14 protein-coding genes and 1 tRNA gene are annotated in these 14719 nt (G+C 63.4%); 7 read left to right on the top strand and 8 right to left on the bottom strand.

The genetic code is table 11. The features are described 5' to 3' along the window. Positions 1-27: 27 nt before the first annotated feature. Entirely contained in the window at positions 28-783 is a 756-nt protein-coding gene (locus tag FMM02_RS01960) for a TSUP family transporter (protein ID WP_147493290.1), read from the bottom strand. A gap of 48 nt (positions 784-831) precedes the next feature. Between FMM02_RS01960 and tgt the strand changes: the two genes are divergently transcribed. Then, on the top strand, positions 832-1968 hold the full coding sequence (gene tgt / locus FMM02_RS01955) for a tRNA guanosine(34) transglycosylase Tgt (RefSeq protein WP_147493289.1): 1137 nt from the start codon (positions 832-834) through the stop codon (positions 1966-1968). On the opposite strand, the gene FMM02_RS01950 is transcribed toward tgt, so the two are convergent. Next, positions 1965-3311, bottom strand: coding sequence for a DEAD/DEAH box helicase (locus tag FMM02_RS01950; RefSeq protein WP_147493288.1), 1347 nt, complete (start codon positions 3309-3311; stop codon positions 1965-1967). The genes tgt and FMM02_RS01950 overlap by 4 nt on opposite strands. Before the next feature lie 89 nt (positions 3312-3400). After that, entirely contained in the window at positions 3401-3829 is a 429-nt protein-coding gene (locus tag FMM02_RS01945) for a hypothetical protein (protein WP_147493287.1), read from the bottom strand. Positions 3830-4034: 205 nt separating this feature from the next. Between FMM02_RS01945 and FMM02_RS01940 the strand changes: the two genes are divergently transcribed. Next, positions 4035-4826, top strand: coding sequence for a SapC family protein (locus FMM02_RS01940; RefSeq protein WP_147493286.1), 792 nt, complete (start codon positions 4035-4037; stop codon positions 4824-4826). A 181-nt stretch (positions 4827-5007) separates the two neighbouring features. Here FMM02_RS01940 and FMM02_RS01935 read toward each other — a convergent pair whose 3' ends face one another. Further along, the gene (locus FMM02_RS01935; RefSeq protein ID WP_147493285.1) at positions 5008-5847 is read right to left on the bottom strand and encodes an N-formylglutamate amidohydrolase; all 840 of its coding nucleotides are present in this window, start codon (positions 5845-5847) and stop codon (positions 5008-5010) included. 103 nt (positions 5848-5950) lie between these two features. Between FMM02_RS01935 and cpdR the strand changes: the two genes are divergently transcribed. From cpdR to FMM02_RS01915, 4 genes are all read left to right on the top strand, one after another. After that, positions 5951-6328: a cell cycle two-component system response regulator CpdR gene (gene cpdR / locus FMM02_RS01930; protein WP_147493284.1), complete on the top strand. Its 378-nt coding sequence runs from the start codon at positions 5951-5953 to the stop codon at positions 6326-6328. A gap of 98 nt (positions 6329-6426) precedes the next feature. Beyond that, positions 6427-6501: transfer RNA gene (locus FMM02_RS01925), tRNA-Val, on the top strand. A gap of 144 nt (positions 6502-6645) precedes the next feature. Further along, entirely contained in the window at positions 6646-8025 is a 1380-nt protein-coding gene (locus FMM02_RS01920) for an L-serine ammonia-lyase (protein ID WP_147493283.1), read from the top strand. Between the two features lie 25 nt (positions 8026-8050). Beyond that, on the top strand, positions 8051-9058 hold the full coding sequence (locus FMM02_RS01915; RefSeq protein WP_147493282.1) for a YeiH family protein: 1008 nt from the start codon (positions 8051-8053) through the stop codon (positions 9056-9058). Between the two features lie 3 nt (positions 9059-9061). Here the strand turns inward: FMM02_RS01915 and FMM02_RS01910 are convergent, their stop codons facing one another. Next, the gene (locus tag FMM02_RS01910; protein ID WP_147493281.1) at positions 9062-9889 is read right to left on the bottom strand and encodes a class I SAM-dependent methyltransferase; all 828 of its coding nucleotides are present in this window, start codon (positions 9887-9889) and stop codon (positions 9062-9064) included. Between the two features lie 150 nt (positions 9890-10039). Here FMM02_RS01910 and FMM02_RS01905 point away from each other — a divergent pair, with 150 nt between their 5' ends. After that, positions 10040-10804 carry an SIMPL domain-containing protein gene (locus FMM02_RS01905; RefSeq protein ID WP_147493280.1) on the top strand — a complete coding sequence of 255 codons (765 nt, stop codon included), beginning with the start codon at positions 10040-10042 and terminating at the stop codon, positions 10802-10804. 61 nt (positions 10805-10865) lie between these two features. Here the strand turns inward: FMM02_RS01905 and FMM02_RS01900 are convergent, their stop codons facing one another. From FMM02_RS01900 to FMM02_RS01890, 3 genes are all read right to left on the bottom strand, one after another. Next, complete coding sequence (locus FMM02_RS01900) at positions 10866-12386, bottom strand: TadA family conjugal transfer-associated ATPase (RefSeq protein WP_147493279.1); 1521 nt, start codon at positions 12384-12386, stop codon at positions 10866-10868. Between the two features lie 137 nt (positions 12387-12523). Next, positions 12524-13513 carry a glycosyltransferase family 87 protein gene (locus FMM02_RS01895; RefSeq protein ID WP_147493278.1) on the bottom strand — a complete coding sequence of 330 codons (990 nt, stop codon included), beginning with the start codon at positions 13511-13513 and terminating at the stop codon, positions 12524-12526. Between the two features lie 49 nt (positions 13514-13562). Beyond that, a complete protein-coding gene (locus FMM02_RS01890) occupies positions 13563-14690 on the bottom strand; it encodes a glycosyltransferase family 2 protein (protein ID WP_147493277.1) in 1128 nt (375 codons plus the stop codon). Positions 14691-14719 lie beyond the last annotated feature (29 nt).

Below are 14719 nucleotides of genomic sequence, written 5' to 3'. Positions count from 1 at the left end.
CGGCCTAGGAAGAGAATGCGGCGGGAGTCAGGCCGAGAACCAGGACCAGAGCAGGCGCAGGGTCAGTCCCAGCGACAAGGTCACCAGCAACGGCCGAATCAGCCGGGCCCCGAACCGCATTGCGGTATGGCTGCCGATATAGCCCCCCAGCATTGCACCGGCGGCCATGCACAGGCCGAGCAGCCAGAACATCTTGCCGCCGATCGCGAAGATCAGGACCGACGCGACATTGCTGGTAAGATTGAATAACTTGGTTAGCGCCGTTGCCCGGGTCAGACCAAGTCCGCGAAGCCCGACCAGCGTGGCCGTGAAAAAGCTTCCGGTGCCCGGCCCGAAGAAACCGTCATAGGCGCCGATCGCCGCCCCGATTGGGGCATAGCCGCGCTGGCTCAGGCGCTGGTGAGCGTCCTCGTCATCCATCCGCGGGCTGAGGAGGACATAAAGCGCAACGCCCATTAGCAGCAGGGGAATAAGCAGGGCCAACGCCCGGGTATCGATCGTCTGGACAGCGATGACGCCGATACTCGCAGCGGCAAACACCAGGGCCACGGTCGGCAGGTTCGCCCGCCAGTCGACCAGTCCCTTGCGCGCATAGTTGAGGCAGGCGGTCGCGGTACCGAACATCGATTGAAGCTTGTTGGTCGCAAGCGCGTTGATCGGCGGCACGCCGGCAAACAGCAGCGCGGGCATCATAATGAGGCCGCCACCCCCAGCAATGGCATCAATGAAGCCGGTCAGCACCGCAGTCGCGGTCAGCGCGGCATAAACCCAAGGCTCGATCATCGGCGTGGCTGTAGCGGGCCAACGCAACAGCCGCTAGGGAGCGCGCCAATGACCCGGTTCAACTTCACCATCCAGGCCACCGACGGCGCGGCGCGTTCGGGCCTTCTGTCCATGCAGCGGGGCGAAATCCGAACGCCGGCTTTCATGCCGGTCGGCACCGCCGCGACGGTCAAGGCGATGAAGCCCGAAAACGTCAGGGCCACCGGCGCCGACATTATCCTTGGAAATACCTACCACCTGATGCTGCGCCCCGGCGCGGAGCGGGTGGCGAAGCTGGGCGGCCTGCACAATTTCATGAACTGGGGCCGCCCGATCCTGACCGACAGCGGCGGTTACCAGGTGATGAGCCTTAGCGAGCTTACCAAGGTTACCGACCAGGGCGTCGCGTTCCGCAGCCACCTCGACGGGTCGAAACATATGATTTCGCCCGAACGTTCGATTGAGGTCCAGCGCCTGCTGGGCAGCGACATCGTGATGCAATTCGACGAGCTGGTCCGGCCCAACGTCGCGCCAAAGAAGCAGCATGAAGCGATGGACCGGTCGATCCGCTGGGCGCGCCGGAGCCGGGACGAGTTCGATCGCGGCGCCGAGCATGCCGAACGGGCGGCGATCTTCGGTATCCAGCAGGGCGTGCTCGACGAAAGCCTGCGCAAGACGTCTGCCGACGCGCTGATCGACATCGGCTTCGACGGTTATGCGGTCGGCGGCCTGGCGGTAGGTGAGGGGCAGGAAGCGATGCTCGGCTGCCTCGATTTCGCGCCCGGCCAGCTGCCCGCCGACAAACCGCGCTACCTGATGGGGGTCGGAAAGCCTGACGACATCGTCGAGGCGGTTCGCCGCGGCATCGACATGTTCGATTGCGTCCTGCCGACCCGCTCGGGCCGGACCGGGCAGGCCTTCACCGCTGACGGCCCGATCAATATCCGCAACGCCCGCTTTGCCGAGGACCAGGAGCCGCTGGACACCGATTGTCCTTGCCAGACCTGCACGACCTATAGCCGCGCCTATGTCCACCACCTGGTTAGGTCAGGCGAGATTCTCGGCGCAATGCTGATGACCGAGCATAATCTGAGCTTTTACCAAGGGATGATGCAGGGCTTGCGCAACGCCATTCGCGAGGGCCGGTTCGCGCTTCACGCTGGCGCCTTCCTCGAACGTTATCGCCGCGGGCGAAAAGCTGCCTAGGTCGCGCTGAACTGCAGGAAACTGGGGACTGGGCCATTCCATCCCGGCTGGGCATCGGCCGCGGGCTTGGGCTCCATCGGGATCGCCGGTTCGTCCTTGGGCTTCGACTCGATGTCGGCCGTGGGTGCAGGCTGGTCGTCCTTCTTGCGGCGGCGTCCGCGCTCGCGGGGCGCATCCTTGGCTGGTCGGGTCTCGGCCTTTTCGACGGCGACCTCTTCCGGGGCGGCCGCAGCCTCGCCGGCTCTGGGCATCTTTAGCCCAGTCAGCTTTTCTATCGCCGCGATTGCGTCCGCGTCCTCACGGGTCGCCAGCGTATAGGCGATTCCCTTCGCGCCGGCGCGCCCGGTGCGGCCGATCCGGTGGACATAGTCGTCGGGCTGCCACGGCACATCGAAGTTGATGACATGGCTGACGCCCTTAACGTCGAGCCCGCGCGCGGCGACGTCGGAGGCTACGAGAATGTTGATCGCGTCCTGCTTGAACCGGTCGAACTCGGCGATCCGATCGCTCTGATCCATGTCGCCATGGATTTGCCCGACGGCGAAGCCGGACCGCTTGAGGCTGGTGTAGAGCTCGCGCACCGTCACCTTCTTGTTACAGAAGATGATCGCGTTCTTGAGATCGTCGCCGCGCAGGATCGAGCGCAGCGTGTCGCGCTTCTTGTCCGAACGGACAATGACCAGTCGCTGGTCGATATTGATATTGGCGGTCGCCGGCCGCGCCACCTCGATCACTTTCGGATCGGTCAGAAACTTGTCGGCCAGCTTCTTGATCGGCGGCGGCATGGTCGCCGAAAAAAGCAAAGTCTGCCGCGTTTTTGGCAGTTTGGAACAGATTTCCTCGATATCGGGAATGAACCCCATGTCGAGCATCCGGTCGGCTTCGTCGATGACCAGCAGGTCGCAGCCGTTGAGCATAATCTTGCCACGGCCGAACAAGTCCATCAGGCGGCCGGGGGTCGCGATGAGCACGTCGACGCCCTTTTCGAGCGCCTTGACCTGGTCGCCCATCTGCACGCCGCCGATCAGCAGGGCCATCGAAAGCTTGTGATACTTGCCGTACTTCTCGAAATTCTCCGCTACCTGGGCAGCGAGTTCGCGGGTCGGTTCAAGTATCAGGCTTCGCGGCATCCTGGCGCGGCTTCGCCCTTCGGCCAGGATGTCGATCATCGGCAGAACGAAGCTTGCGGTCTTGCCGGTCCCAGTCTGAGCGATGCCGATCATGTCCTTGCCCATCAGGACGGGCGGGATCGCGCCCTTCTGAATCGGGGTCGGTACGTCATAGCCGCTGTCGGTGACAGCGCGCAGCAATTGGTCGGAAAGGCCGAGATCGGCAAAAGACATTTAGGTATCCGGAAAAATCATAGGAACGTCGTGGTTATCCACGCGCCGCTGGCGCGCTACGGGGAGGGGGAGAAATTGTCAAGAAATGGCTAAAGATCGGGCTTTGGAACAAGGGCGCGGAACCGCTCGATCCGGCAGCTCCCGCCGACCCTCGACCTGATCATTTCCCGCTTTGCACAAATCCGGTTATCCGTCAGCTGAAAGTAGAAACGCCCATAATAGTCGAGCGCTGGACAATCATTGTCCATCACCGCCCTGAACCGGCGCCGGTCGCGCATGACGAAGTCGATCGAGGATGGACCGGACAGCAGCGCCCCCGCAATCGCCTGCGTATCGATGCATTTCGGGCCCTTGCGTTCCCGCCATTCGACGGGCCGGGTCAGCCGGGGGCGTATGGGAATCTTCAGGATCACCTCATCGCGGATCACCACGCGGCGCACGACCCCCTCCTGGGTTGGCGTTTCCGCGGACAAGGTCATCAACGCCGGGATCAGGACGAGGAAAGAAAGGAGGGTCATCGATGGGCGATCATTGCGGTCAATGTGTCTAGCGGCAAGCCTTGAACCACGGATGAACCCCGCAAAGGCCGCGCCAGCGCAGCGGGACGCCGCAAATTCCTTGCGCTCGCCTGCCCCTGCGACTAGAGCCACGCGTCATTCTCAAAGGCTTGCCTGACCCTTGGATTTTCCGGGCGCGGCCAGCATATTTTCTCGGAGTTCTCTCATGGCGAGCCAAGCGCCGACCCTTCCGCTACTCTATAACGCTCTCGAACCGCTCAATCGCAACGTTCACGGGAACAGCAAGGTGAAACGCCTGACCGGCGTTGCCGAAGTGGCCAAGATCCACGCCGTTCCGCTGACGGTCGACGAGTTCTCGCTGGCGCAGCGCTTTTATCCGATCGTTTTCTCCGCGGGCGACGACCCCATTCCGCTGGCGCTGATGGGCCTTCATGAAGGGACCAATGTCTTCTTCGACGAGACGGGCTCGCTGATCGAGCCGCGCACCTATGTGCCTGCTTACCTGCGCCGCTACCCGTTCATGCTCGCGCGCCTTCGCGAAGGCAGCGATGAGCTCTCGCTCTGCTTCGATCCGACCTCGGGCGCGATTTCCGAAGACAATGACGGCGAGCCCTTGTTCGACGGCGAGGAGCCGTCGGAAGCGACCAAGGCGATCCTGCAATTTTGCGAACAGTTCGAGCAGGCTGGCCAGCGCACCCAGAGCTTCGTGGCCGAAATCAAGGAAAGCGGCCTGCTGATGGAAGGCGAAGTGGCGATCCAGCCGGAAGGCGCGGAGCAGCCATTCATTTATCGCGGCTTCCAGATGGTCGACGAAGAGAAATTCCGCAACATGCGCGGTGACGAGCTTCGCAAGATCAACCAGAGCGGCCTGCTTCCGCTGCTGATGGCGCATCTCTTTTCGCTCTCGTCGATTCGCGACCTGTTCGGTCGCCAGACAGAGATGGGCGTTGGACCGGCCGCGGCCCAGCAACAGGCTCCGGCACCAGCCGAGGCGTGATCGGCAGGCGGCGGACCGCCCTTGCCGCAACATTGAAACGGCGCGGTGCCGATCCCACATCGGGGTCACGCCGCGCCGTTTTCGTTTATCCCCTTGAACGAAGCCGGTCGGCGGACACCCCGCAAGGTGTGTTCCTCCCTGACTCCAGGCCATCCCGGTCGTGCGCCGGGGTGGCCGCTTTTTATTCCGCCGCCTCGCGCGTGCCTTGCCCGGCAAGCGTCTTGCCAAGCTCCAGCGCCAGCAATTCAATCAGCATCGCCACCCGATCGAAGTCCGCCGCCGCAGTGCGGCCATCCGGCGCCAGGTAGGTCGATCGGTCGAATTCCAGCTGCAGCGCATGGACGCCCTCGGCGGGGCGGCCATGGCGGGCGACGATGGCGCCACCGGCATAGGGCGTATTGAGCGCCACCCGGAAGCCTTCGCTCCGGGCAAGCCGCGCCGCCTCATCGGTCACCCAGCGTGCCGCGCTGCTCCCGTGGCGGTCGCCGATTACCAGGTCGACTGTCGTGCGGGGGCGTGTCGGCATGGAATGGCAGTCGAGCAGCAAGGCCGTTCCATACCGCACGGCCAGTGTGGCAAGACCGATGCTCAACTCGGCATGATAGGGCCGGTGGACCTGGTCGAGCCTGCGGCCCAGTTCCGCGCGGTCGATCCGGTGACGCCATAGTGCGCCATGGCGATGGGTCCGCGACGCGACCAGTCCCAGGCCGTGCCGTGCGCGCGGGCCGACCGGAGCCGGGCTGATATCGCGAATCGCGGCCGGGTCGACTTCATCCTCGTCCCGGTTGCAGTCGATCACGGCGCGCGGCACCGGTTGGATCACCGCCCCGATTCCCGCGGCGATGGCACGCCATGCCAGCCGGTCGACCAGTGGATCCTCAAGCGATTCTAGCGAGTGCAATCCCTGCGCCGCATTGGCAATCAGCGCCTCGTCATAGGCGCGGCCCGAGTGCGGCACCGACAACAGCACCGGAAGCGCCTTTCGCGGCGGGTGGACCAGCGGGGGAGGATAGATGCTCATATGCAACGGTTGAAAGGCTAGCCGTGCCAAATGCGGACAGCAATGCGGTCGTGGAACGGCGTCGCTGGAAAATCTTTACGCATCGGAGCATAAAGGTTGGACGATGATTAGAATCCTGCTGGCCGAAGACGATGTGTCAATGCGCGAATATCTGCAGCGCGCCCTGCAGCGCGTTGGTTATGAAGTCGAATCGGTCGGATGCGGCACCGAAGCAATGCCGCTCCTGGAAGCGGGGAAATACGACCTGCTGCTGACCGATATCGTTATGCCGGAAATGGACGGTATCGAATTGGCCCAGAAAGCCAGTGCGATTGACCCCGCCATCCGGGTTATGTTCATCACCGGGTTCGCGGCCGTCGCGCTCCAGGGCGGTCGCACTGCGCCGGAAGCCAAGCTGCTGTCGAAGCCGTTCCACCTGAAAGACCTGGTGGCCGAAGTAGACCGGCTGTTCCAGACCGAGGACCAGCACGGCCGCCTCTGACTTTGCCGCAAGGCTGATTTCCCCCCTTGCTCTCTCTCCATTGGCCCCTTAAAGGCCCGCTCAGATGTCCCCGCCGCCAGGCGGTCGGAACCCCGAGTGGGCGTGTAGCTCAGTGGTAGAGCACTGTGTTGACATCGCAGGGGTCGCAAGTTCAATCCTTGCCACGCCCACCATTTTTCTTTTCGAAGACTGGCGATCGCTGCGGCGTCGAGCGGATTGCTGCTGCATCGCCTAGAGGGCAAGCAGGTGGTCCGGCGACGTCGACATAGATGGGTTTCACTTGCCCAGCAGGCACGGCTGACCCTAGGGATTCGGGGATGACCGCCAGCGTATTCGAATTGTTCAAGATCGGGGTCGGGCCGTCGTCCTCGCACACGATGGGGCCGATGACCGCAGCTGCCGATTTCGCGCAGCGGCTGGCGGACCGCGGGCTGGTGGGCCGCGTCGCCCGGGTACAGTGCGACCTCTACGGTTCGTTGGCGCTGACCGGGAAGGGGCACGCCACCGACCATGCGATCCTTCTCGGCCTGTCCGGGGTCAGGCCGGCGACCTGCGATCCAGATCGATCGGCGGCAATGGTCGTGGAGATCCGGGCAGAAGGTTCCCTCTCGCTGGCCGGGATGACGATCGCCTTCGATGAAGCGCACGACTTGCTATTTCACCAGCGTGAACGACTCCCTTTTCATTCCAACGGGCTAAGGTTCACAGCCTTCGATAGCGATGGCGCGGAGCTGTTCCAGCAGCTCAGCTATTCCGTGGGCGGCGGCGCGATCGTCGATGAAGCCGACATTGCTGGCAATGCCCCTCCGGCGGGCATGTTGGGCGACATCCCCCATCCATTCCGTTCAGGCGCCGAACTGCTGGAGCGCTGTGCCGAGAGCGGCAAGTCGATTGCTCGCCTTGCACTCGAAAACGAATGCGCGGCGATGCCCGAAGGCGACGTCCGCGCCGGGCTGGCCGATATTCGTGCGGCGATGTCCGCCTGCATCGACCGCGGAATTCGCATGCATGGCGAGCTTCCCGGTGGCCTCAGGGTCAAACGCCGCGCCAATGCGATCCATGTTCGCCTGGTCGAGCGGCAGGAGAGGGCGCTTGCCGACCCCCTCACGGTGCTCGACTGGGTCAATTTGTGGGCTTTGGCGGTCAATGAAGAAAACGCCGCCGGCGGACGGGTGGTAACGGCGCCGACTAATGGCGCGGCGGGGATCGTGCCTGCGGTGCTGCGCTTCTACGAGCGTTTCGTCCCCAACGCGACCGAGGAAGGCGCGGATGATTTCCTGCTGACCGCCGCTGCGATCGGATCGCTGTTCAAGGAAAATGCGTCGATTTCCGGCGCCGAAGTCGGGTGCCAGGGAGAGGTAGGGGTAGCTTGCTCGATGGCGGCAGCCGGCCTTGCCGCTGCGCTCGGCGGAACGCCCGCACAGGTGGAGAATGCTGCCGAAATCGGCATGGAGCATAACCTTGGGCTGACCTGTGACCCGGTCGCGGGCCTAGTCCAGGTGCCCTGTATCGAACGCAATGCGGTGGGCGCGGTAAAGGCCATTGAAGCGGCGCGCCTGGCGATGCTCGGCGACGGGACGCATCTGGTGAGCCTCGACCAGGTGATCGAGACGATGCGTCGCACGGGCGCCGACATGAACGACAAGTATAAGGAAACCTCGCTGGGCGGGCTGGCGGTCAACGTCGTCGCCTGTTGATCGAAAACGAGGGAGAAAGGGGCCGATGGTGAGCATTCGGGCGCCGCTTCCGCTCGGTCCGAAGGCGATTGCGCCGGGCCTTGCCGCGGCCCTGCTGGTTGCCGCCGCGGCGTCCTTCCTGTCCGACCATTATGGCGGTCCGGTTATGCTGTTCGCCTTGCTGTTCGGCATGGCGATGAACTTCATAGGCGATATCGAGCGGTGCCGCGCCGGTATCGCCTTTGCGTCGCGCAACCTATTGCGGCTGGGCGTCGCTCTCCTCGGTTTCCGCATAACGCTCGGCGAAGTCGGGGCACTGGGCTGGCGCCCGGTGCTGCTGGTCATCCTCATCGTCAGCCTGACCATCCTGATTTCGGCCTGGCTGGCGCGCCGTATTGGCTATGGACGCGATTTCGGCCTGCTGACGGGCGGAGCGACCGCCATCTGCGGCGCATCGGCAGCGATGGCCATTTCGGCGGCCTTGCCATCGCACCCCGATCGGCAAAAGCAGATGCTGTTCGCGGTGATCGGCGTTTCGACCTTGTCCACCGTGGCGATGATAACCTACCCGTTGCTCGCCGCATTGCTCGGATTTGACGACCGGCAGGCAGGGATATTCGTCGGCGCGGCAATCCATGACGTCGCGCAGGTGGTTGGTGCCGGCTATGCCATTTCTTCCGAAGCCGGTGACGTGGCGACGGTGGTCAAATTGATGCGGGTGGCGATGCTTTTGCCGGTGATCCTGTTGATCGGCGTGGCCGTCCGCCGGCAGGTTGCGAGCAGGGAAGGGCGGCCGCCACTGCTCCCCTGGTTCGCGGTGGCTTTCGCATTGCTGGTCGTCGGCAACAGCTTGCTACCGCTTCCCCCTCTGGTCAGCGACGCCGGCAGCCTCGCGTCCCGCTGGTTCCTTGTGACGGCAATCGCCGCGCTGGGGATGAACACCCGCTTAGCGGACATCGCCGAGTTTGGCTGGAAGCCGGTCATGCTGATGATCGCCGAAACGACCCTAATTGCCGTGCTGGCGCTGGTCCCGATCGCGTTCGGCTGGGTCTGACCTTTACGGCTTCACGAACTTTAGCGTCATCCGGTCGCTTTCGCCGATCGCGACATATTTGGCGCGGTCCTTGTCTTTCAGCGCGAGCGAGGGGGGGAGGGTCCACACGCCATCAGGCCAATCGGCCGTGTCCTTGGGATTGGCGTTGATCTCGCTGGACGCGGCGAGGCGGAACCCGGCCTGTTCGGCCAGCCTGACGACGGTGGACGTTTTGATATAGCCGCTGGTCCGCTCGCGCTCGGCGCTGGCATCTTCGGGCAGACGGTGGTCGACGATCCCGAGAACGCCGCCCGGCTTCAGCATCGCATGCATCTGGCGGAAAGCGTCGAGGCTGTAATCGGGCTTGCCCTCGCGGCGGTAACCCATGCGCCAGTTATGGACGTTGCGGAAAGTGAGGACGACGTCGGCGCTGCCATTGGGCACCTCCGCCGCCTTGCCATCGAACACCGGGAAGTCGACGATGCGCGCCGATCCGTAGAGCGTGGGGTTCGCTTGCTGGAGCTTGGCAATTCCGCTGCGGCCCCAATCGGGTGCGGCGAGGTAAAGCGTGCCGCCGCCCGAAGCGAGGTAGGGGGCGAGGATTTCGGTGTACCAGCCGCCGCCGGGCCAGATTTCGACTACCGTGTCGTCGCGCTCGACGCCGAAGAAGCTCAGCGTTTCAAAGGGGCGGCGATAGGCGTCGCGGGCGCGGTTGGAATCGGTGCGGCTCGGCGATGCGATGGCGGCGGCGAGCGCGGCCTGGTCGACCGCCGGCGCGGCGGGATCGACGGGTGCGCAGGCCGTAAGGGCGGTGCCTGCGATAAGAAGTGCAACGACCGATGTCCGAACCATGACCTGCTCCCGATAATCTGTTGTCCAAGGTTTGGGCCGGTCGTTCGCACCGCGCAACCTTTTATCGGCGGGCGGCGGCGGGCGGCTTGCGCGATTACCGCCGTCGTATCAGTCTTGGCCGGCCGGTCACCTTTTGCCGATGGAGTATCCATGCGTCCTGCCATCCTTCTCGCTTCCGCCATCCTCCTCGCCACTCCAGCTGTCGCGCAGACCGTCACGACTTCGTTGAGCGGCCTTGCGGAAAACCCGCTGGTGCGGGTCAATATCGCCGAGAATTTGCGGACCCCGCCCGACGAAGCGAGCCTTAGCGCAGGAACCCGAACGCGCGCGTCGACCGCGACCGCGGCAGTTGCCCAAAACAAGACCGCGACCGAAAGGCTGCTTGCCGCGATCCGCGCAGCCGGCATCCGCGATCGCGACGTGCAGACGCAGGGTATCCAGCTGTCGCCCGATTATCGCTACGATCGGAGCGAGGGGACGTCGCGACAGGTGCTGGTCGGCTATGTCGCCAGCAACACGGTGCGAATTAAGACACGGGACCTGGATTCGCTGACCCAGCTGCTCGACGGCCTGACCGCGGCCGGTGCCGACACCGTCTATGGGCCAACCTTTTCGATTGCCGATCCGGCGCCGCTGCGCAGCGAAGCGCGGGTCCGGGCAATGCAAAGGGGCATCGCCGAAGCGACCGAATATGCCCGCGACAACGGCTTTGCGCGGGTTCGCCTGTTGTCGGTTGAGGAAGGACCATCCTACCGCGGAAGCGAAGTGATCGTCACCGGGTCTCGGGTGAGCGAAGCCGCACCGCCGCCACCGCCGGCACCGCCGCCCCCGCCCGTGGCAGGCGGCGGGGTGGTCGCGCCGGGGCTAATCGAGACCGGGGTCCGGCTCAACCTGCTCTATCGCATGGAAAAATAGGTATGGGCGCCGGTGTTAGGCTGACGATCCACGGCCTGTCCTCGGCGCGGCGCAGGGCGGCTTAGAGGCAAGCCTCCAGATATGGCTGGTCGAAGCCAAACTGCTTGGCCTTGTCGAGCGTGTATGGGCGAAGGCCCATCGAACGATATTCGCCGACGATCTTTCCGTCGGCCGTTTCGTCCAGATATTCGAACTTGAACAGTTCCTGGGTAACGATGACCTCACCCTCCATCCCGATCACTTCGGTGATGTTGGTAGTGCGGCGCGAACCGTCGCGGAGGCGCTTCACCTGGACGATGAGGTCGACCGAATCCGCAATCTGGCGGCTAATCGCCTCCTTCGGGATCTTAATGTCGCCCATCATCACCATGTTTTCCATACGCGCGAGGCACTCGCGCGGGCTGTTGGAGTGAAGAGTTGCCATCGAGCCGTCGTGGCCGGTGTTCATCGCCGCCAGAAGGTCGAAACACTCCTGGCCGCGAATTTCGCCCAGGATGATCCGGTCGGGACGCATGCGCAGCGCGTTGATGACGAGGTCACGGATGGTGATCGCGCCCTGGCCCTCAAGGTTGGGGGGACGGGTTTCAAGCGGTAGCCAGTGCGGCTGCTGCAAGCGCAGCTCGGCCGCGTCTTCAATGGTGATAACGCGCTCGCCCGGGTCGATCATCTTCGACAGGGCGTTGAGCATCGTCGTCTTGCCCGAACCGGTACCGCCGGAAATGACGACATTCATCCGGCTTGCGCCGGCGATCTTCAGCACGGTGGCCATTTTTTCAGACATCGACCCGAAGCCGCGCATCATGTCGAGCGTGATCGGCTTCTCGGAGAATTTACGGATCGAAATGGCGGTGCCGCGCAAGCTGAGCGGCGGGATGATAACGTTGACGCGGCTGCCGTCCTGGAGGCGGGCGTCGGCCAGCGGAGTGGTCTGGTCGACACGTCGGCCGACCTTGTTGACGATCCGCTGGGCGATTTGGAACAGATGCTCCTCGTCGCGGAACTGGATCTTGGCCAGTTCCAGCTTGCCCTTGCGTTCGATGAAGGTCTGGTCCGGGCCGTTGACCATGATGTCGCTGACCGCGGGGTCGGCGAGCAGCTCTTCCAACGGGCCGAGGCCGAGCAGTTCGTCAACCAGCACTTTTTCCAGCGCGAAGGTTTCGCGGCGGTTGAGGTTGATCTTCAGCTCGGCGAGCACTTCGGAAATGATCGGCCGGAATTCCTCGGCCAGTTCGTCCTTGCCGAGGGTCGCGGCCGCTTCGGGGTCGACCCGTTCGAGCAGGCGCGGCAGCACCTGTTCCTTGATCCGGTGGACCGACGCTTCAAAGCCTTCGGTCTTGGACGAGGCGGCATCGCCGCTGGCGTTCTGGCGATTGTTGAGCCGGTCCATCGCGCCGAGCTGCACTGCGGGCGGGCCCGAAGGCTCGTCGCTGGGCGGCGCTTCAGGCGTTTCGATCTCATCGACCGGCGGGAATTGGTCGCCGCCGCCCGAACCGCCGGAGCCGCCTTTCATGGGACGGGCGACGCCAAAGCTAGGCCGCTGCCCGCCACTTCCCAGACCGTTACGCTTGCCGAATGCGTTCATGATTTGACGATTCCCAGTTCATTTCCGCGGAAAACCGTCATGGTGAATAAGGCCCAAACTTTGAGAAAAGACTAATTTCGGGCAAGTTTGGAGCGAGCCGGCGATTACCGAGAAGCGCAATAGCTAGCTTGGGCGACTCACCGCTGGCGGGTGATGAGGCCGAACGCAGTTAATACCAACGGGATGGGATGCATCACGCCAGACAAAGCGAGGGCGGACGAAAGCCGCTCTCGGAAGATTGAGCTAACCAAGAAGGGTATGACGGCTGCAAGATCATAAGTAAGCGCGTAAGGAGCCGCGAGCAGGCTTCCGCAGGCAATCGCCGCCGACCGGCCAAGAGGCTCGTGCCACCGGCAACGATAGACCAGCCATGCCCCGAACGCTGCGCCTCCAACTAAGAAAGGAAGGGGTGGAAAACCGTAATTTTCCGCAGCAGCGGCGGGTGTAGCGGCGACGCCTAAAACTTGCTCGTTGTGCAAAACGTCACGAAAATGGTCGAGTGAACCTAGCCAGACAAACCAGACATCTAGGCCAAACGCTAAGACTGAGGCCATAAAGATCAGGCAGTAGGTCGCCGCAGAACCCACCAAAGCCTTCCAATCAAACGTCACGATCAACAGCAATGGCGCCATGATCACCAACTGAGGTTTAATAGACGCGACCACGCCGAATACCATACCGGCGACAACCCGGTTCGACGTGCTGCAAGCCCAAAGAAGTGCGGCTGCAACCATCGCGGAAACCTGGCCCGTCGAAAGACCGTTCACCAATGGTGGGCTCAGTAGCACAAGAGCTACGGCCCACGGCGACAAGAAGGGTTGGCAGGCTTTCCACAACAACGTCGCGCTAAGCGCCACCCAAATGAGGAACGCTGGCCACATCGGAGCCAGTTTGAGCGGGGCGATCCACAGAAGCATCGTAGGAGGGTAAGGAAAGGGAAGTTCGCCCTGTGGCAAATAGGCCATGTCCAGCGGTTCATTCGCGGTACGCCAATAGACGCTGAAATCCGTCGCGAAGGAGTTTTTGACTGTGAACAGCGTGAGTAGGCCGACCAACGTCAGCGCTGAGATAACCACAGCCATCGCAAGGGTCGGTCGAGCCAGAACGGCGGTGGTGAGTTTCGTCACTGTGGAGCGCTGCAACCGTTGGAGTCGGAAGGCAGGTGCCGCAAAATCCCTACCGCCGAGTCCATGTCAGCCAGCTGCTGGCGACATAATTCCACACCGATCCGACGATCGCGCCAGCGATGCCGGCGATCCACCAGCCCTGCATCTGCTCATAGACCAGGCTGCCGATGCCGACGTTGGCGACCGCACCGAGCGAGCAGACCGCGTAGAAGGAAATCAGGCCGCGGACCCAGTTGAGGCCGGTCAGCTTGCGGTCGCGGTAGGTAAAGATGTTGTTGAGCGCGAAATTGAAGGTCATCGCTCCGACCACCGCGCCAGCCTGTGCCCAGGCGAAAGGGGCGGCGATGAGGTTGAGCGCAAGCCACAACAGGGCAAGATGGATGCCGACGCCGAGCATGCCGATCGCGCCGAACTGGACCAGCTTGACCGGGACGAAGCGCCCCAGCGTCTTGTCGAGCAGCAGTTCGATATATTCGAGCGCGACCATCTCATCGAGCTTTGATTCGCCCGCGACGCGCGTGCCGAACGTATAGCCGACTTCGGCGACTTTGAGCGGGCGCGGGGCCGAGGCGACAAGGTCGAGCAGGATCTTGTAGCCGACATTACTGAGCGAAGGCGCTGCCTCCAGCAGCACGTCGCGCCGAACCGCGAAGAAGCCGCTCATCGGGTCGGACAGCCGCGTCTTCATGATCGGCGAGGCAAGGGCGGTGGCGATGCGGCTGACCTTCAGCCTTCTGTCGTCCCATTCGCCAGTCGAGCCCTGGCCGGCATAGCGAGTCCCGATCGCCAGTTCATGCGCATCCTCGGCAATGGCGCGATACAGGTCCGGGAGGATCCGCTCGTCATGCTGCAGGTCGGCATCGATTACGGCGATGATCGGCGTGGTGGTCGCAAGCGCGCCTTCGACGACTGCCGACGACAGTCCGCGCCGACCGATCCGGCGGATTACCCGGACCCTGCGGTCGGACTGGGCAATGCGGGTCAGAAGCTCGGGCGTTCCATCGCTGCTACCGTCATCGACGAAAATTGCTTCCCATTCGATCCCGGCGAGCGTGACCCCCAATTTGCCGAGCAGCGCCTCGACATTGCCGGCCTCGTTCAGCGTCGGAATGACGACACTGAGCTGAAGCGGCTGAACCCGCTCGATCGAAGGTCGGTCAACGGCCCGTTGAAGCATGAAAAACTACCCCGCAGAAGAGAGGGTAG

This window comes from Sphingomonas xanthus (assembly GCF_007998985.1).
In the GTDB taxonomy this organism is placed as follows: domain Bacteria; phylum Pseudomonadota; class Alphaproteobacteria; order Sphingomonadales; family Sphingomonadaceae; genus Sphingomicrobium; species Sphingomicrobium xanthum.
Note: the sequence above shows the minus strand (reverse complement) of the source record. Positions and strands in the feature narration are given on the sequence as shown.